We start from the raw sequence: 18,058 nt of genomic DNA on the forward strand, positions 1-18,058 counted from the left end.
TCGCTCCTGGGTACGCGCGGCGCTGCCGCCGTGGCGAGACGTTGCTTCGACGATCACTGTCCAGGGCCTCTCTCGTGGGTCGATGCTCGGTGCGGCAACGAGTGCTCGACAGCCTGTCCGGACCTCCGTCACAGCAGCGTCACCGACCGCGCGGGTCCCCCAGCGGGCGGATCCGATGCTCGGGAGACGCACGAGAGCTCCACCGGCACGAACCACCGGTGGAGCTCTCGGGCGACCCTCGAGGACGGACGGACACGCTGCTGGCGCCGGTCAGACCGCCTCCCAGAGCAGGCTCTCGATCCGGGGCGACGGATCCAGGCCGAGCTCGTCGCGCAGCCGGCTGCGATAGCCGCGGAAGTGGCGCAGCGCGTCGTTGCGGTTGCCCTGGGCGAGGCAGACCACGATCACCGCCTCGTGGGCTGACTCGCGCAGCGGGTCGGCGTGCACGGCAGCCAGGGCGGCGTCCATCGCCTGGACGTAGCGGCGCATCACACTGAGACGGACCGCCAGGCACTCGAGCGCGGCCAGCCGCATCTGGCGGTAGCGGAAGCGCACGCCGTCGAGCCAGTCCTCGTCCCAGGCCGGCAGGACGTCGTCGAGCAGGTAGCGCTGCATGTCGATGACCTGGACCCGCTCCTCGCTGGGGTCCTCGACCAGGATGCGAGCCAGGACGGTCACGTCGTCCATGTCGACCCTCAGCTCGGGGTGCAACGACATCGTCTGCCCCTCGTTGACCAGCAGCCCGGGTGCGCGCTGCTGGAGTCGGTAGGCGACGGTGCGCAGGTTGCCGCGGCTGCGAGCCTCGGTCACCTCCGGCCACAGCGTGCCGGCGACCTGCGAGCGGTCCAGGTGGGGCCCGTGGCAGGCCAGCAGCACGAGGAGTCGCTGCACCATGTGGCTGACCCGCACCGGCTGACCACGGAACCCGAGCTGGAAGCCACCGACGATGCTCAGCGTCGGTGGGGTGACCCCCCGCTCGGAGGCGGGTCCGGGCAGGACGGTGACGGGTACCGGGTCCGCCTGGGCGCGCAGGTGGTCGGAGCCGGTCTCGGGCCACCAGGTCCATCTCGACGCAGGCCGCAGGTGCAGCACGACACCGTCGCCCGGGGCCTGGCCGGGGGTGTCGAGGAGGGAGCGAGCGGCGTCGAGCTCGTGCGCGGTCGTGGTCGTGCCCGGGCAGCCCTCGTGGGAGGTGGGGTGGATCGTCGGCGCGACGGCGGGGGTGCTCATGTCGTCGACCTGCGCTCGGCGAGGGCGCTGACGATCACGGCCGTGGTGGCCAGCAGGGCGCTGACGGCCAGGGCGGTCCGAGCGCCGGAGGTGTCGATCAGGCCAGCGGTCACGAAACCAGCGATTCCGAAGCCGACACCGCCGGCGGCGTAGAGCGCGGAGAAGCCCGTGGCCCACCGCGACTCGGGGAGCAGCTGCTGCACACCGGCCGCGCGGGCGGTGAGGGCGGGGGTGCCGACCAGCCCGGCGAGGAGCAGGAAGAAGATCAGGCCCGGCAGGCCGATGGGGGCTGCGGCCACGAGCATCGACAGGGTGAGCGCGAGGACCAGGACCGCACTGTGCGTCCGGTAGGCACCCGGCCAGGTCCGGGCGCCGTAGGCGAGCCCACCGACGATGCCTGCGGCGGCGAAGGCGGCCAGCAGGGGTCCGGCCCAGTCGGAGTCGGTGGAGCTCTCGGCGAGCAGCGGAGGCAGTGCGGTGTAGGCCGCACCGACGCACATCAGCACCGCGGCCTCCTGGAGCAGCGCGGGCCAGATCATGGCGATGATGGCGCCCATGCTGGTGTGACTGGACTCGTCGACGGCGGGCCCCTGGTCGCGCACGGCGATGGCGAGCACGGCGCCGAGGGCCGACGTACCGGCGATGAGGACCATCGGCACCAGGTCCGAGGTGAGGGCAGCGAGACCGGCGACGACTGCGGGGCCGACGGCCCACAGCAGGGTCGTCGTCGTGGCCTCGAGGCTGAGGGCCGCCTGGTGGGTGCTCTCCGGCACGGTGCGCAGGAGCAGGGAGCGCAGGCCGCCGTGTGCACCGGAGGCGACGGCGCCACCGATCGCGGCGAGGGCGACCAGCACCGGCACCGGCAGCGGGCTGGTGCCGACCAGCGGCAGGGCCAGCAGGCCGAGCGCGACGGACTGGATGGCCAGGACGGTACGTAGCTCGGGACCCGCGGGTCGACGGTCGAAGCGCCGACCTCCCGGGCCGGCTGCCACCGCCTCGGCCAGGGCGAAGACCCCGGCGAGCACGGCGCCGAGCACGTAGGAACCGGTGGCCGCGTGCCCGACGTAGACCAGTGCCAGGGGGCTCATCGCGATGGGCAGGCGCTGGCACAGGACCACGCCTGTCCAGACCGGCATGCCCGGGCTGCGGACCACCTCGCCGTAGGCGCGGATGCCGCTGGGCGCCCCGGGCTCCTCGGGGGGCTGGGGGGCTGGGTGGTCGGGGGCCGGACGGGCAGGCATCGACTCGTCGACTCTTTCGTTGGTTGTCTTCACGGTCAGTCCTTCTCCTCGGAGCTTCGAGACCGTCCAGCACCCGGTGTTCCCGGGTCGCGGACGCCTCCCTGGTCTGTCGTTGAGTGGCACCGGGAGCGGCTGGCGTTACAGGCCGGGCCGAGATTTCTGCGGGCCGGGCGTGTCGTGGCCGCCCGCCATCGGGCTGCGACTCCGGCTGACTCCGGCTGACTCCGGCTGTCTCCGAGTGACCCGGTGTGACTCGGTGGTCACGGTCGGGTCACGCCGGGGCGCCAACGATCGAGGGACCCCACCAGAGGAGATGCCCGATGCACGATCACGACGAAGCCCACGGCGCCGGATGCCCCGACTGCCTCGGATCCGCGGCGGCCGCCACGCCCCCGACCGGCACCTGCGGGTGCGGCGGGCCGACGTCCGCGGCGCACCCGGTCGAGACGGACGAGAGCACCCGTACGGCTCACGAGATGGCCCGACCGATCGCCCCGCCGATGGCCCGGCCGATGGCCCAGCCGATCGCCCAGCCGATCGCCCAGCCCTCTGCGCAGCTCACGACGCCGCTCTCCTCGGGCCCTCCCGCGGGGCTCGGGCCAGGCGGGTCCGGCGGCGGTCTGCAGCCCCCTCGCTGGGCCACGACCGTCTCCCGCCCGCAGCCCCGTGGGCGGGCCTCGCGGCTGGCCGCCGGTGCGCTGGCGCTGGTGCTGCTGAGCGTCCTGGCCACCACCTTCCTGGGCCGGGTCCTCGGCGGGCCGTCGGAGAGCCTCGTCCTGGCCAGTACGGCGGCCCAGGACACCGCGGCGACCAATGCCGCGAACGATGCGAACGGCCCGCCGCGCGGTGTCGTCGACCTGCGCGCCGGGTCGGTGTTCCTGCAGTCCAACGACGCCCTCGCGAACGAGGTGGTCGCCTTCGGGAGGGACTCCCGCGGCAGGCTCACCGAGGTCGGCCGCTTCCCGACCGGTGGTGCCGGCAGCGGCAGCTTCGAGGACAGTGCCCAGGGCATCGTGCTGGGCACCGAGGAGGGCGAGACCTCCCCGACACAGATCGTCGACGACGCCCGGTTGCTCTTCGTCGTCAACGCCGGGACGGCCGACATCACGGTGTTCCGCGTCGACGCCGACCGGCTCGAGCGGCTCTCGGTGACCCCGACCGGCGGTGCCCGTCCGGTCAGCCTGACCGTCCGCAACGGGATGCTCTACGTGCTCAACTCCGGCGAGGTGGACCGCCGGCTGTTCCTCGGGGGCGGCGCTGCGCTGGAGAACTGCGCACACGGTGGCAAGCCGTCGATCACGGGTTTCCGGGTCTCCGCCGAGGGCGTGCTGACACCGATCCCTGACTCGACCCGATCCCTGAGCGAGCAGGCCGAGTCGGGCTGTGCCCAGGTCTCCTTCAGCCCCGACGGCGAGACCCTGGTGGTCACCGAGCGGGTCGCCTCGGTCGACGAGGGAACGGTCGGCGCCCTGGTCTCCTACGACGTCGAGGACGACGGCACGCTGGGCGACAAGACGGTCTCGGCCCCCACCGGCAACGGCCCGTTCGGCTTCACCTTCACCCCGCAGGGCCTGCTCCTGAGCACCGAGCAGAACGGGGGCTACGCCAACCCGGGCGGTGGCGGTGCCGCGGTGTACGACGTGGACGGCGGGCAGCTCAGCCCCCTGGGCGAGACGGTGGGCAACAACCAGACCGACACGTGCTGGATCGTGGTGACGCACGACCAGCGGTTCGCCTTCACCTCGAGCCCGTTCGAGGGCGGTGCGATCTCGACGTACTCCCTGAGCTCCGGCGGGGCGCTGACCCTCGCACACCCGTCGGCCACCGCGAAGGACGGTGTCGACGTCATCGACAACGTCGTGACCAACGGCGTCACCGACCTCGCGCTCAGCCAGGACAGCCGGTTCCTCTACCAGCTCAACTCGTTCGAGGGGCTGCTCTACAGCTTCCGGGTGGAGTCCGACGGTCGGCTGACGCACCTCGGCACCGAGAAGGTCTTCGACCTGGCGGTCTTCGGCGCCGGCGGCCAGGGCGCACCCTTCGGGATCGCCGCCCGATGAACCAGAGCAGCCCGGTCCGGCTGGCAGTCCCCCAGTCCCCCGATGTCACCAGGAGACAGTCCATGAAGACAGGAATCATCGGCACCGGCGCGGCTCTCCCGCCGCGGGTGGTCGACAACGAGGAGCTGGCCCGGGACCTGACGGTCACCGCCGCCTGGATCGGCGAGCGCACCGGCGTGCGGGAACGCCGCTACGCCGACATCGACGTGGCCACCAGTGACCTGGCGACCCGGGCGGCCGTCGAGGCCCTGGCCGACGCGGGTCTCAGTGCCGCCGATCTCGACCTGATCGTGGTCGGGACCTCCACCCCCGACCAGCCCCAGCCAGCCACCGGCTGCCTGGTGCAGCGTCGACTGGGAGCGGTCAACGCCGCAGCCTTCGACGTGAACTCGGTGTGCACCTCGTTCGTCTTCGCCCTCGACGCGGCCCGGTCGATGCTCGAGGCGGACCCCCGGCGGCGCTTCGCGCTGGTGCTCGGCGCCGACACCTACTCCCGCATCGTGGACCCGGCCGACCACCGCAGCAGCGTGCTGTTCGGCGATGGGGCCGGCGCGGTGGTCCTGGGCCCGGTCCCGGAGGACGAGGGGGTCCTCACGACCACGCTGCGCAGCGACGGCCATCTGAGTCACCTCGTCGAGGTGCGGGGTGGAGGCAGCCGCGAGCCGCTGACCGCACGGTCCCTGGCCGCGGGTGCGGACCGGTTCACGATGCGGGGCCGCGAGGTCCGCGACTACGTCGAGGAGGTCGTCCCGGCCGTGCTGGCCGACCTGCTCAAGGACGCCGGGCTCGACCTCGAGGACATCGACCACGTCGTACCGCACCAGGCCAACGCGCGACTGCTGCGATCGTGCTTCGCCGAGCACGGCATCACCGGGTCGCGGTTGCACCTGACCTGCCCCACCCTGGGCAACACGGCCGCGGCGTCGATCCCGTTGACCCTCCATGACGCCGTGACGGCCGGCCGGATCGCGCCGGGAGACCTGGTCGCCCTCGTCGGCGTCGGCGGCGGGATGAGCGCGGGCGGTGCCCTGGTGCGCTGGTCCCGTCCCGGCGCGGGGGTCGTGCGGTGAGCGTGGTCGAACGGGGTGCGGTGCTCTACCCCGACCTGAACGCCTCCTACCCGGTCGCTGTCTCGGCCTCGGACAGCACGATCCGCGACGACCAGGGACGCGACTACCTCGACGGGTGCTCCGGCGCCCTGGTGGTCAACCTGGGCCACGGTCGGCGCGAGGTGCTCGACGCGATGCACCGGCAGTCCGAGGCCATCACCTTCACCTACCGCACCCAGTTCACGAGCGCGCCCGCAGAACGGTTGGCCCGGCGGCTGACCGACCTGGCGCCGGGCTCGCTGGACCATGCCTTCTTCACCAACAGCGGCTCGGAGGCGATCGAGGCCGCGATCCGGATGGCCCTGCAGTACTGGCAGGAACGGGGAAGACCCGGGAAGCAGCTGATGATCAGCCGCGACGGCAGCTATCACGGGGCGACCCTCGGCGCGGTCGCGCTGTCCGGCCACCCGGCCCGGCGCCGCACCGTGGAGGCGGTGCTCCCAGCGTGGCCGCGAGCCGCGGCGGCCAGCTGCCACGCCTGCCCCTTCGGCCAACAGCGTCACAGCTGTGCCCTGCAGTGCGCGGCGTCGATCGAGCAGGAGATCGTGAAGGCCGGGGCCGACCGCGTCGCCGCCGTCGTCATCGAGCCGGTCGTCGGCGCGTCAGGCGGTGCGGTGCCGGCACCGACCGGCTACCTCCGCGCGGTGGCCGAGATCTGCCGCACCCACGACGTCCTCCTGGTCGCCGACGAGACCATCACCGGTCTGGGCCGCACCGGGCACTGGTTCGCGTGCGACGAGGCGGGCATCGAGCCCGACCTGATGGTGCTGGGCAAGGGCCTGAGCGCCGGCTACGTACCGCTGGGCGCCCTGCTGGTCTCCGAGGAGGTGCACCGGTGCCTGCGCGACGGAAGTGCTCGCTTCACGCTGGGCCACACCTACGCCGCCAACCCGTTGGCGATGGCGGTCGGCGAGGCTGTCGTCGACTACACCGTCCGCCACCAGCTGCCCGAGCGGGCGGCGAGGATCGGCGCGCAGCTCACCCGACGGCTCCGCACGTTGCTGGCGGCCCACGCCCACGTGGTCCGCGACCTGCGTGGTGCCGGGCTGCTGATCGGCATCGAGTTCGTCGCGCCGGACACCGACGGCGGCGGGGTCGAGGTACGAGCCGACCAGCTGGTGGCGGCCGCGCTGCGACGCGGGCTGGTGCTCTACCCCGCTGGCACCGGCACGGTGCAGCGCACCGTCCTGGTCGCGCCGCCCCTGACGATCTCCGAGACCGACGTCGAGGTGCTGCTGCACCGCTTCGCCCTGGCGCTGGAGGACGTGATCGCGTCGCAGACCGTCCCGTCCTGACCGGTCTCCACCCCTGGATCGACACCCCGCACCACGTGACGAGCACGACGCACCAGGCGCGTGCCCGAGCCCCCCCCCCGCTTCGAGAGGACCCGAACCATGCCCAAGATCATCATCGCCAACGTCGACAGCGACAGCATGTGCGGCTGCGACATGACCCCTGAGATCCACGCCCTGAGCTCGATGTGCTGCGACCGGTTGCTGGTCATGGCGCAGGACGAGGACCTCGTCGTCCTGCCGCACTCGGTCTCCGAGGAGTTCATCGACTACGTCAACCATCTCCTCGGCCGGCACCTGTCGCCGCACAACGTGGTCGTCCCTGCCGAGGGCGACAGCCGCCAGCTGATCCTCAATGACGACTCGCTCAACGACGGGTTCGTCGCCGCCCGGATCCGCGAGCGGGCCGGTGCCCCGAGCGGCGCGCTCGGCGCCGACTGGAGCGTGCTGGCCTACTTCGTGGACCGGCCGGTGATGGCGTTGGCCGACGAGCTCGGCGTACGCCTCCACGGCATCGACGAGGGCACCGCTCGGAGCACGAGGGACTTCCTGCGCTCGGGTGGAGCGGAGTCCTTCAACTCCAAGGTGCTCTTCCGTCAGCTCGCCTCCACCGTCGGGGCGCCGGTCCCGGAGGGCAGGATCGCCACCTCGGCACCGGAGCTGGCCCGTGCCCTGCGGATCCTGCTGCCGGAGACCGGCCGGGTGATCATCAAGCAGGACCTCAACTCCGGCGGCGCAGGGAACACGGCCGTCACCACCTTCGAGGAGGACAGGCTCATCGGTGCCTCCCGTGTGATCGGTGTCGATGGCGACACCGACCTCGCGGCGCTGGCTGACGGGGTGTGGCCCACGCTGTCGGTGCAACGCACCACCCGGGTCGTCGTGGAGTCCTACCACCGGGCCGCCGAGGTCTACTACAGCGAGCTGTGGGTGCCGGGGCCGCTGGGCTCCCCGCAGATCCTCAACTTCGGCGAGATGCGCATGGAGCCGACGTTCATCGGCTTCGAGATCCCCGGACAGAGGATGGCGGCAGCGCACGCCGCGGACATGACCGCCCACAGCATGGAGCTGGCCCGAGAGGCTGGCCGGCGTGGGTTCGTGGGCTACGTCAACATCGACTCGATCGTCACCGAGCAGGGTGAGCTGCTCTTCAACGAGGTGAACGGCCGGATGGGCTGCTGCACGAACATCGACTACCTCGCCCGCACCCTGGTGGGCGAGGACTACCTGCGCTCGCGGGTGGTCCTGACCTACAACTGGACCAGCGTCAGCAGCTTCACGGCAGCGGTCAAGGTCCTCGACGAGGCCGGGCTGTCCTTCGACCAGGCCGAGCGCACCGGTGTCGTCATCGCCATCGAGGACGTGGCTCGCACCGGCACCGTCGACTACATGGTCGTGGGCCTGGACGCGGAGCACGCGCGTGACCTGGAGCGCCGAGCCCTGGCCGCGTTCGAGATCGCGTGAGCCGGCCGGGGATCGAGAGGACGAGAGGACGAGAGATGGACACCACGGCTACCGAGGTCTTCGCGCGACACGAGTCCCAGGTACGCAGCTACTGCCGCGACTTCCCCCTGGTGATCGAGCGGGCGCTGGGTCCCTACGTCTGGGACACCGGGGGGCGGCGGTACGTCGACCTGCTGTGCGGCGCCGGTGCGCTCAACTACGGGCACAACCATCCCGAGATGGTGGCGCGGGTCACCGAGTACCTGGCCCGTGGCGGGCCGGTCCAGTCCCTGGACCTGCACACCACGGCCAAGGCGGAGTTCATGTCCAGGATCGCCACCGACGTGCTGGCTCCTCGCGGGATGGACCACGTCATGCAGTTCCCCGGGCCAGCCGGCACGCTGGCCGTGGAGGCGGCGCTCAAGCTGGCCCGCCAGGTCACCGGCCGCACCAACGTCATCGCCTTCACCGGCGGCTTCCACGGTGTCTCCCTGGGCTCGCTGTCCGCCACGTCGAACCCCACGCTGAGGCGGGGGGCCGGGGTACCGCTGCACAACGTCACGATGCTGCCCTACGAGCGGCGTCTTGCCGGGATCGACTCCAGCGAGCTGCTCGACCACATGCTCCGACCCAGCAGCGGGATGGAACCGCCGGCCGCGATCCTGCTGGAGTCGGTGCAGGGCGAGGGCGGCCTGCACGTGGCCTCGCCCGGGTGGCTGCGCCGGGTCCAACGGCTCGCCCAGCAGGCGGGGGCGCTGCTCGTGCTCGACGACATCCAGGCCGGCTGCGGACGTACCGGCACCATGCTGAGCACCGACGAGATCCTCGAGTTCGATCCCGACATCGTGTGCCAGTCGAAGTCGCTGAGCGGGATGGGGCTGCCCATGGCGATGCTGCTGATCCGCCGGCACCTCGACCAGTGGGAGCCGGGCGGTCACAACGCCACCTTCCGCGGCCACAACCTGGCCTTCGTCGCAGGCGTGGCCGCGCTCGACCTGTGGCGCGACGGTCTCGGCGACCGGGTCGCCGCGCTGGGTGAGGCCATCGGGGACTCGTTGCGCTCCGTGGCGGCGGCGGCCAGCGAGGTGGGTGCGAACCAGGTCAGCGTGGCCGGCCGGGGCGCGATGCGCGGGCTCCGCTTCGCGAGCAGCGAGCAGGCGGGCGCGGCTCAGCGCGGGCTGTACGACGCCGGCGTGATCGCCGAGACCTGCGGTGGCGGCACGGTGCTGAAGTTCTTCCCGCCGATCACCACGACGGTGGCCGAGTGGGAGGGGTTCGTGGGGGTGATCGGGGACGTCGTCCTCGAGACGGCCCGGTCCGTCGAGGCGGGCTCCGGGCAGGACGTCGGCCGCCGGCTCGAGCAGGTCGCCTGACCCCTGCTCCCGGTCCGAGCCGGGTGGGCCCCGATCAGGTCCCGACGTAGTGCTCCACCGCGGTCCGCACCTTGGCGCGGCCGCGGTGGAGCAGCACCCGTTGGTGCCCGGCGGTGACCTGGAGCACCGTCGCCACCTCGTCGGGGGCCCACCCCTCCAGGTCGCGCAGGACCACGACGACCCGCTGGGCCTCGGGCAGCGTCTCGACGGCCTGGTAGATGACGTCGCGCAGCTCCTGGGAGAGGGCGGCCGTCTCCGGGCGCTCCGACCAGTCGCTCGGCAGCGAACGCCAGTGACCGGCGTACTCGGAGCCAGGTGGGAAGAAGCGGTCCATCGCGACCGACGAGTCGTGGCCCTCGCCCTCGGCGTGGGCCAGGGTGGCCAGCGGGGTGGCTCGCGACTCGCGTGCGGAGTAGCGGCGGGCGATGTTGACCACGATGCTGCAGATCCAGCTGCGCAGCTGGGCCTGGCCCTGGTAGGACGCCAACCCGTCGAGCACGGCCATCCAGGACTCCTGGACGATCTCCTCGGCGACTGCGCCCGAGGGCGAGTAGACGTTGGCCAACCGCAGCATCGCCGGTTGACACCGCTCCACCAGCTCGCGGAACGCCTGGTCCGACCCGTCGAGGAGTGCGGCAACGCAGGCCAGGTCCCGAGTGACCTGCGTGGCTTCGGTCACCGAGACCGACCTCGAGCGTGCCAGTCGCGGAAGATCGCGGTCACGGCGTCGTCGAGCTCCGCGCTGCGCCCGGGATCGGCGATGGCAGCCGAGGTGGCGATGATCTGCCGGATCTGCGCGAGGTAGCGGGTGCACCCGTCGCACACGTCGAGGTGGGACTCGATGGCGGCGACCTCCGCGCGGCCCAGCGCCCCCTCGAGGTAGTCGGTGATCCTCTCGACCAGGTCCACGCACGGGTAGTCGACCCCTGACGGCAGCAGGTCGGACGCGGACAGGTCGGCCGGGTCTGACGGGTCGGCCGGGTCTGACGGGTCTGACGGGGCGTCGTGGGCCTCGTGCTCCTCGGGCGGCGGTGCCATCGGCTTGAGTCCTCTCGATCGGAAGCGAGTCTTGCCCGGCTCGGCCACCTCCGTCGTGACCGGAGCCGGCTCGCACGTCAGCAGCACACCTTCCTGCCGAGCGACCAGCATATGGATCAGCTCATCACCCGAGCGTGACTCGCCGACGAGCAGACCAGGGCTCGACGGGACGGGCGACCGATGGTCTGGGTCGGACGTGCGTGCCTCTCGCTCCCGAGGCCGCGTGGTCAGCGCGGTCGTCGCCTCCTCGCAACCTGACGCGGGACCTGCACCACCGTTGCGTTCCATGAGCCCTCCCCAGCGTGTGGAGCCGACCTGCGGCAGGCCCCCGACCGGCGTGCGAAGCCGGCACCTGGGCGACCGACGGGAAAGTACCACCCCCGGCGGCAGCCCCGTGTCCTTTCGACCAATCGCCCGGGTCCGGGCCGAGATGACGGCGCCGGGGTCGACGTACGGGGAATCATGACCTCAGGCTGCGGGGCCGCCCGCCCGAAGCAACCAACCCGTCGTTCGCTGCGTCTCTTGGGCGGAGGCCGACGCGCGGCGTACGACCTCCACACGTCACCTCAGGCACCATCCACGACATCCACTCGGGAGAAGTCCACATGAACAAGCTGCTGACCACCCTCTGCGCCGTCGCGATCGGCGCGACGGCCGGAGCCGTCGCCCTTCCCGCACCCGCCCACGCCGCCTCGACCGTGACCATCCGCCCCGAGAGCCTCACCCGCGGGGCCGAGGTCGCCGGCGCCCACCTCGCCTCGCTGGCGAGCAAGACGATCATCGACGGCGACGTCAGGGTGTCGGTCCCCGGCAGCTACGTCGACCTGCTCGGCGAGCACGCCGGCAAGTACGTCGTGCTGGTCGAGCGCAAGGGCGCCTGGTCGACGCTCCGGGTCGGCCCCGGCGGCAGCGAGCGCGTCATCGCGCGCGGCACGACCCCCGACGACGTGGTCCTGGCCTCCGACGGCGGGCTGATCGCGATCACCCGGTCACAGACCTCGACCCGCACCAAGATCGACGTGCTACGAGTCAGCAACGGGACCCGCTACACCCAGCGGGCCTTCAGCAAGGCGCCGCGCGTCCTCGACATCCTCGGTGACCAGGCCGTCGTGGGCGGTCCCGACTCCGGCACGATCTCCTGGGACCTCGGCGCCGGGACCGTGAAGAAGATCACCGGTCGCTTCGGCTACCGCGCCGACCTCGGCGCCGGCCGGCTGGCGACGTTCGACGGCGACCCCTACGACGGCGGCTGCACGCTCGTCACGAGCCTTGCTCGGCCCACGACCCGGCTGTGGAGGTCGTGCCAGGAGCGGGTCGACGCGTTCTCGCCCGACGGCAAGCGCGTCGCCACGGTCGCCAAGCTCACCGACGGACGGGGTCCCAACCGGGTCACGACGCGCAGCATCCACGGCAGCCTGCTGGCGACGTACCGGGTGTCCGGCCACTTCGGGCTGATGCGCTGGGAGTCCGAGAAGGCGTTGCTGCTCGCGACGTTCGGCCAGGACAAGGCCGCGATCGTGCGCTGCACCGGCAGCACCTGCGTGCGGGCCACGGTCCTGAGCACCAGCCCCGACTTCCGGCAGGTCGCGACCGGCCGCGGGGTCAGCCCTCGCGCCTGGTCGCCGCGAGTGCGGCCCTGATCATCGGCCACTGACCGGGCAGCCGCGCGAAGGCGCCCACCTTGAGCGCGGTCTTGTCGGTGGCCAGCGAGTCGGTCGCCATCTTGAGGTTGGCCGGGAAGACCCCGACGAGCAGCGCGACGCTCCCCCAGCCCGCCAGGCGTCGGGTCGCCGGCGTGAGCAGCCCGACGGCCAGCGCGATCTCGGCGACTCCGCTGCCGAGGACCACCTCGCGGTGCGCCGGCACCCACGACGGCATGATCGGCTCGTAGACCTCCGGCTTGACGAGGTGGACGAGGCCACTGCCGAGGAAGCCGAGGGCGAGGAACCGGGTGCTGCGCTGGAGGGTCACCGGCACATCCTAGGAAACCCGAGCGGCAACGGGTCGCGGTTCGTACAGTGTCCGCCGTGACCGAGCCCCCCACCCCGTCGTACGCCGCCCCGAGGGCCCGTCCGCACGGCAAGCCGCCGATCAGCCTCCCCCCGGTATCGGCCGAGCGACCCCACCACGACACCGCGCGGATGCTGGCGATCGGGGTCGTCGTCCTGAGCGCGGTCTACACCGGGCTCACGGTGCTGGCCGAGGTCCCGCTGGGCCTCGCCACCCTCGACCAGGCCAACGGCCGGGACCCCGACGGCGCCTCGACGCTCGGGGCCGTGCTGGTCGTCGCCTCGCTGCTGCTCCTGCTGCCCCTGTGGGTCGTGACGTCGCTCTGGCTGCGTGCCGAGCGCGAGCGGCTGGGTGGGGCCGGGTCGTTCGCGCACGGCACCGCCGGCACGTTCGCCTCGTGGGTCGTCCCGTTCGCCAACCTGGTGTGGCCGTTCCGGGTCGTGCGGGAGGTGCACGAGCGGGCCGTCGAGCCTCGGTACCGCGTGTCGCTCGGGTGGTGGTGGACCCTCTGGCTGCTGGCCGTCGTGCTGGACCGGCTCTCCCTCGGGTTCTACGACCGGCAGGACTCCGGCGACCCCACGGCGGGGATCCTCGCGACGTCCGCGCTCTCCTCGATGGCGTTGGTGGTGGCCCTCGTCCTGTGGGTCGGCATCGTGCAGCGGACCTCCCGGGTCAGAACATGACGGTCGAGAACCGGGCCGTCTCCTTGAAGCCGACCCGCCGGTAGGCACGGCGCGCGGGCTGGTTCCACTCGTTGACGTAGAGCGAGACGTGCGGAGCGATGTCGGCGCGCACCATCGCGACCACGGCGGCCATGCCGGCGACGGCCAGGCCCTCGCCGCGGCGGTCGGGCGGCACCCACACGCCCTGGATCTGGGCCGCGTCGGCCGTCGCGCAGGCCACCTCGGCCTTGAACACCAGCCGGCCGCCGTCGAAGCGGGCGAACGACCAGCCGCGCGACATCAGCTGGGTGACGCGGGCGCGGTAGAGGTCGCCGGTGCCGCCGGCCTCGGGCGAGACCCCGACCTCCTCGGTGTACATCGCGACGCACGCGGGATAGAGCAGTGGCAGGTCCGCGCGCTCGGTACGACGCACGAACGGGTCGGCCTCGACCTCGGCCGGACCGTCGATCACCATGTGGGGCTGCATCCACCGGGTTTCGCGGGGCCGGCCCCACGAGCCGGCGACGCCGTTCCAGAAGGTGCGGACCGCCTCGTGGGGCCCGACGATCGTGGTCGCGGTGCGGTTGCGGGTCAGGGCGCGCTCGGCGAAGGCGCGGGCGTCGTCGGGCGTCGCCTCGATCGGCACCAGGTTGGCACCGACGTGACACGCGGCGACCAGCTCACCGGCCTCGAAGCGGCCCCACATCTCGCCGCCGAGCCAGCGCGGCTCGAGGCTCGTCGTCCGGGCCCGGTAGAGGGCGAACACGTTGACGACGGGATCGCGGTTGGCGAGCTGCAGGAACGCCTCGAGATCGGGGGTCCCCAGGACCCGGACCCCGTGACGACTGGCTGGCACGCGCCAACCCTAGGGCGTCGCCATGATCAGGACACGGACACCTCGGCCGTGGCGCCCTCGATCGACTCCATGCCCTCGGCGATGCGCAGCGCCTCCTCGATCAGCGTCTCGACGATCTGGGACTCCGGGACGGTCTTGACGACCTCGCCCTTGACGAAGATCTGGCCCTTGCCGTTGCCGGACGCGACGCCGAGGTCGGCCTCGCGCGCCTCGCCGGGACCGTTGACGACGCAGCCCATGACGGCGACGCGCAACGGCACCTCGAGACCGTCGAGGCCGGCGGTGACCTGCTCGGCGAGGGTGTAGACGTCGACCTGGGCGCGGCCGCAGCTGGGGCAGCTGACGATCTCGAGCTTGCGGGGCCGCAGGTTGAGCGACTGGAGGATCTGGATGCCGACCTTGACCTCCTCGACCGGCGGGGCGCTGAGCGAGACGCGGATCGTGTCGCCGATGCCCTGGCTCAGCAGGGCGCCGAACGCGGTGGCCGACTTGATGGTGCCCTGGAAGGCGGGGCCGGCCTCGGTGACCCCGAGGTGGAGCGGCCAGTCGCCGGCCGCGGCGAGCAGCTCGTAGGCGCGGACCATGACGACCGGGTCGTTGTGCTTGACCGAGATCTTGAAGTCGCGGAACCCGTGCTCCTCGAAGAGGCTGGCCTCCCACATCGCGCTCTCGACGAGCGCCTCGGGCGTCGCCTTGCCGTACTTCTCCATGATCCGCTTGTCGAGCGAGCCGGCGTTGACCCCGATCCGGATGCTGGTGCCGCGGTCCTGGGCGGCCCGGGCGATCTCCTTGACCTGGTCGTCGAACTTGCGGATGTTGCCGGGGTTGACCCGCACCGCGGCACAGCCGGCGTCGATGGCCGCGAAGACGTACTTGGGCTGGAAGTGGATGTCGGCGATGACCGGGATCTGCGAGTGCTGGGCGATCTCGGCCAGCGCGTTGGCGTCGACCTGGTCGGGGCAGGCGACCCGCACGATGTCGCAGCCGGTCGCGGTGAGCTCGGCGATCTGCTGCAGCGTGGCGTTGACGTCGGCAGTCACCGTCGTGGTCATCGACTGCACCGAGACCGGCGACTCGCTGCCGACGCCGACCTTGCCGACCTTGATCTGCCGGGTCGTACGCCGCGGCGCCAGCACGGGCGGTGGAGCGGCGGGCATGCCCAGGCTGATCGGTGTCGCGCTCATGCCTCCAGGCTACTGCGGGGCCCCTCGCCGACAGGATTCACCGCCACCCGATCGGTGGTGGGCGGGTGGGGTCAGTAGGGGCTGGCGACGGGAGCGACGAGGTCGCCGACGATCAGCACCACGCCCATCACCAGCAGGATGCTGGCCACGACGTAGGCCACGGGCAGCAGCTTGGCGGCGTCGACGTAGCCGGGGTCGGGCCGGCGTCGCAGCCGGGCCAGGCCGCGGCGTACGGCCTCCCACAGGGCCGAGGCGATGTGGCCGCCGTCGAGCGGCAGCAGCGGGACGAAGTTGAACAGGCCGATGAAGAGGTTGAACCCGGCGACCAGCAGGACCAGGAACAGCACCTTCTCGCCGAGGTCGAGCCGGTCGCTCGCGGTCGACTCGCCGGCGAAGCGGCCTCCGCCGACGATGCTGACGGGGCTGTCGGCGGCGCGGTCCTTGACCCCGACGATCGCCTCGCCGACGCCGTAGACCTTGACCGGGAGGGTGCCGATGGCCTTGACCGTGTCGACGGTCATGTGGCCCATCTGGCCGAGGGTGAACAGCGGGCCGCCCTTGGTGACCGGCACCGTCGACTCCGGCGTCACCCCGAGGAAGCCGACCTCGGTGAGGACCTTGTCGTCGGGGGCGTCGGGGTCGGGGCGGGCCTGGACGGTGGTGGAGACCTCGCCGGAGAGCGTGCGGCCGTCACGCTTCCACGTGATGGGGACCTCGCCCTTGCCGTTGTCGCGGATCAGCTCACGCAGCTGGGTCCAGTCGGTGATGGGGACGCCGGCGAACGACGTGACCGTGTCGCCGGGCTTCAGCCCCACCGCGTGGGCCGGGGTCTCGGGGTCGCCGGCCCGACACACCGTGCGGCCCTCGGCGTAGGGGATGAGGCACTCGGAGACCTGGCTGACCACGGGCTGGCCGGGGTTGACCTCGGGGTCGCCCTCGACGCCGTGCAGGGCGAACACGCCCCAGAACAGGAAGAAGGCGATCAGCAGGTTGACCGTCGGCCCGCCGGCCATCACGACGACCTTCTTCCACCACGCCATCTTGTAGAACAGGCGCTCGGAGTCCTCGGGCTCGACGAGCTCCCACTCGGCGGCCCGGGCGTCGCTGACCAGCTGGGTGAACAGTCCGGTGTTGGACTTGCGGATGCGCTGCACCTGGTTGCCGTCGGCGTCGGTCTCGACGCTGTCGACGAGGTCGCCGGCGCCGGGCGGCAGCATCCCGACGATCTTGACGTAGCCGCCCAGCGGGATCGCCTTGACGCCGTACTCGGTCTCGCCGACCTGCTTGCTCCACACGGTCGGTCCGAAGCCGACGAAGTACTGGGTGACCTTCCCGCCGAACCTCTTCGCCGGGATCATGTGGCCGAGCTCGTGCAGGCCGATGGAAGTGAGGATCGCGCCGAAGAACAGCACGACGCCGAGCACGTAGAGAAGGACCGTCAAGTCAGTTTCCGATCAGGTGGTGCGCCAGGTCGCGGGCCCAGGCGTCGGCGGCGAGGACGTCGTCGACCGTGAGGGTCTGCGTCGAGGGTACGTCGTGGGCGCGCAGGACGTCGGCGACGCGGTCGACGATGTCGACGAACCCGAGCCGGCCGGCGTGGAACGCCTCGACGCACACCTCGTTGGCGGCGTTGTAGACCGCGGGGGCGGTGCTCCCCCGCAGGCCGGCCTCCCGGGCGAGGTCGACGGCCGGGAAGGCGACGTCGTCGACCGGCTCGAAGCGCCAGTCGGCCGCCCGGGTCCAGTCGATCGGGGTCTCCGCACCGGGGACCCGGTCGGGCCAGCCGAGGCCGAGCGAGATCGGCACGAGCATGGTGGGCAGCCCGAGCTGGGCGACGACGGCACCGTCGACGAACTCGACCATCGAGTGGATCAGCTGCTGGGGGTGCACGACCACGTCGACACGGTCGAGCGGCACGTCGAAGAGCAGGTGGGCCTCGATGACCTCGAGTCCCTTGTTGACCAGCGTCGCGGAGTTGGTCGTGATGACCTTGCCCATGGAGAAGTTGGGATGGGCCAGGGCCTGCTCGGGGGTCACCGAGGCGAGCTCGGCGCGGGTGCGGCCGCGGAACGGGCCGCCACTCGCCGTCAGGACCAGACGACGCACCTCGCCGGCCGCGCCGGCGCGCAGGCTCTGGGCGATGGCGCTGTGCTCGGAGTCGACCGGCACGATCTGGCCGGGACGAGCACGGTCGCGCACCAGCGGGCCGCCGATGATCAGTGACTCCTTGTTGGCCAGCGCCAACGTCGTCCCGGCGTCGAGGGCGGCCAGCGTCGGGCGCAGGCCCACGGCACCGGTGATGCCGTTGAGCACGACGTCGCACGGGGAGGCAGCCGCGTCGGTCGACGCCTGCTCCCCCAGACCGTGGACGACCGGGGCGAACTCGGCGACCTGTGACTCGTAGAGGCTGCGGTTGCCACCGCCGGCGGTGAGCCCCACCACCCGGAAGCGGTCGGGGTTGCGCCGACAGAGGTCGAGGGCCTGGGTGCCTATGGACCCCGTCGATCCGAGGACGACGACGTCACGGCGCTCGATGCTGGGCGAGGACGACACCCGGCGA

At 72.0% G+C, this 18,058-nt stretch carries 16 protein-coding genes; 7 read left to right on the forward strand and 9 right to left on the reverse strand.

Annotated elements, in window-relative coordinates; translation table 11 throughout:
- Positions 1-270: 270 nt before the first annotated feature.
- Positions 271-1,230 carry an AfsR/SARP family transcriptional regulator gene (locus tag FJQ56_RS14145; protein ID WP_140010194.1) on the reverse strand — a complete coding sequence of 320 codons (960 nt, stop codon included), beginning with the start codon at positions 1,228-1,230 and terminating at the stop codon, positions 271-273.
- Complete coding sequence (locus tag FJQ56_RS14150) at positions 1,227-2,471, reverse strand: MFS transporter (RefSeq protein WP_140010195.1); 1,245 nt, start codon at positions 2,469-2,471, stop codon at positions 1,227-1,229. The genes FJQ56_RS14145 and FJQ56_RS14150 overlap by 4 nt, the downstream gene beginning before the upstream one ends.
- Before the next feature lie 320 nt (positions 2,472-2,791).
- Between FJQ56_RS14150 and FJQ56_RS14155 the strand changes: the two genes are divergently transcribed.
- From FJQ56_RS14155 to FJQ56_RS14175, 5 genes are all read left to right on the forward strand, one after another.
- Entirely contained in the window at positions 2,792-4,531 is a 1,740-nt protein-coding gene (locus FJQ56_RS14155) for a lactonase family protein (RefSeq protein ID WP_140010196.1), read from the forward strand.
- 62 nt (positions 4,532-4,593) lie between these two features.
- Positions 4,594-5,601, forward strand: coding sequence for a 3-oxoacyl-ACP synthase III family protein (locus FJQ56_RS14160; protein ID WP_140010197.1), 1,008 nt, complete (start codon positions 4,594-4,596; stop codon positions 5,599-5,601).
- A complete protein-coding gene (locus FJQ56_RS14165) occupies positions 5,598-6,935 on the forward strand; it encodes an aminotransferase class III-fold pyridoxal phosphate-dependent enzyme (RefSeq protein WP_170215411.1) in 1,338 nt (445 codons plus the stop codon). The genes FJQ56_RS14160 and FJQ56_RS14165 overlap by 4 nt, the downstream gene beginning before the upstream one ends.
- 99 nt (positions 6,936-7,034) lie before the next feature.
- Positions 7,035-8,396 (forward strand): preATP grasp domain-containing protein, encoded by a 1,362-nt coding sequence (locus FJQ56_RS14170; RefSeq protein WP_140010199.1) that lies wholly within the window; start codon positions 7,035-7,037, stop codon positions 8,394-8,396.
- A gap of 35 nt (positions 8,397-8,431) precedes the next feature.
- On the forward strand, positions 8,432-9,748 hold the full coding sequence (locus tag FJQ56_RS14175) for a diaminobutyrate--2-oxoglutarate transaminase (RefSeq protein ID WP_140010200.1): 1,317 nt from the start codon (positions 8,432-8,434) through the stop codon (positions 9,746-9,748).
- A 34-nt stretch (positions 9,749-9,782) separates the two neighbouring features.
- On the opposite strand, the gene FJQ56_RS14180 is transcribed toward FJQ56_RS14175, so the two are convergent.
- Positions 9,783-10,427, reverse strand: a complete 645-nt coding sequence (locus FJQ56_RS14180; protein ID WP_140010201.1) for an RNA polymerase sigma factor — start codon at positions 10,425-10,427, stop codon at positions 9,783-9,785.
- Positions 10,424-10,786 carry an anti-sigma factor family protein gene (locus FJQ56_RS22195; protein WP_170215412.1) on the reverse strand — a complete coding sequence of 121 codons (363 nt, stop codon included), beginning with the start codon at positions 10,784-10,786 and terminating at the stop codon, positions 10,424-10,426. The genes FJQ56_RS14180 and FJQ56_RS22195 overlap by 4 nt, the downstream gene beginning before the upstream one ends.
- Before the next feature lie 605 nt (positions 10,787-11,391).
- Between FJQ56_RS22195 and FJQ56_RS14190 the strand changes: the two genes are divergently transcribed.
- Positions 11,392-12,426: a hypothetical protein gene (locus FJQ56_RS14190; protein WP_140010203.1), complete on the forward strand. Its 1,035-nt coding sequence runs from the start codon at positions 11,392-11,394 to the stop codon at positions 12,424-12,426.
- Here FJQ56_RS14190 and FJQ56_RS14195 read toward each other — a convergent pair.
- Positions 12,389-12,757: a DoxX family protein gene (locus FJQ56_RS14195; RefSeq protein ID WP_140010204.1), complete on the reverse strand. Its 369-nt coding sequence runs from the start codon at positions 12,755-12,757 to the stop codon at positions 12,389-12,391. The two genes, FJQ56_RS14190 and FJQ56_RS14195, sit on opposite strands and share 38 nt — an antisense overlap.
- 56 nt (positions 12,758-12,813) lie before the next feature.
- Between FJQ56_RS14195 and FJQ56_RS14200 the strand changes: the two genes are divergently transcribed.
- A complete protein-coding gene (locus FJQ56_RS14200) occupies positions 12,814-13,479 on the forward strand; it encodes a DUF4328 domain-containing protein (RefSeq protein WP_140010205.1) in 666 nt (221 codons plus the stop codon).
- On the opposite strand, the gene FJQ56_RS14205 is transcribed toward FJQ56_RS14200, so the two are convergent.
- The 4 genes from FJQ56_RS14205 to dxr form a co-directional block, all read right to left on the reverse strand.
- On the reverse strand, positions 13,469-14,314 hold the full coding sequence (locus FJQ56_RS14205; RefSeq protein WP_140010206.1) for a GNAT family N-acetyltransferase: 846 nt from the start codon (positions 14,312-14,314) through the stop codon (positions 13,469-13,471). The two genes, FJQ56_RS14200 and FJQ56_RS14205, sit on opposite strands and share 11 nt — an antisense overlap.
- 26 nt (positions 14,315-14,340) lie before the next feature.
- Complete coding sequence (ispG, locus tag FJQ56_RS14210; protein WP_140010207.1) at positions 14,341-15,498, reverse strand: flavodoxin-dependent (E)-4-hydroxy-3-methylbut-2-enyl-diphosphate synthase; 1,158 nt, start codon at positions 15,496-15,498, stop codon at positions 14,341-14,343.
- Positions 15,499-15,569: 71 nt separating this feature from the next.
- Entirely contained in the window at positions 15,570-16,940 is a 1,371-nt protein-coding gene (locus FJQ56_RS14215) for a M50 family metallopeptidase (RefSeq protein WP_140010208.1), read from the reverse strand.
- A 1-nt stretch (position 16,941) separates the two neighbouring features.
- Positions 16,942-18,051 (reverse strand): 1-deoxy-D-xylulose-5-phosphate reductoisomerase, encoded by a 1,110-nt coding sequence (dxr, locus tag FJQ56_RS14220; RefSeq protein ID WP_246084162.1) that lies wholly within the window; start codon positions 18,049-18,051, stop codon positions 16,942-16,944.
- Between the last annotated feature and the right edge of the window lie 7 nt (positions 18,052-18,058).

The sequence above is a fragment of the Nocardioides plantarum genome (assembly GCF_006346395.1).
Taxonomy (GTDB): domain Bacteria; phylum Actinomycetota; class Actinomycetes; order Propionibacteriales; family Nocardioidaceae; genus Nocardioides; species Nocardioides plantarum.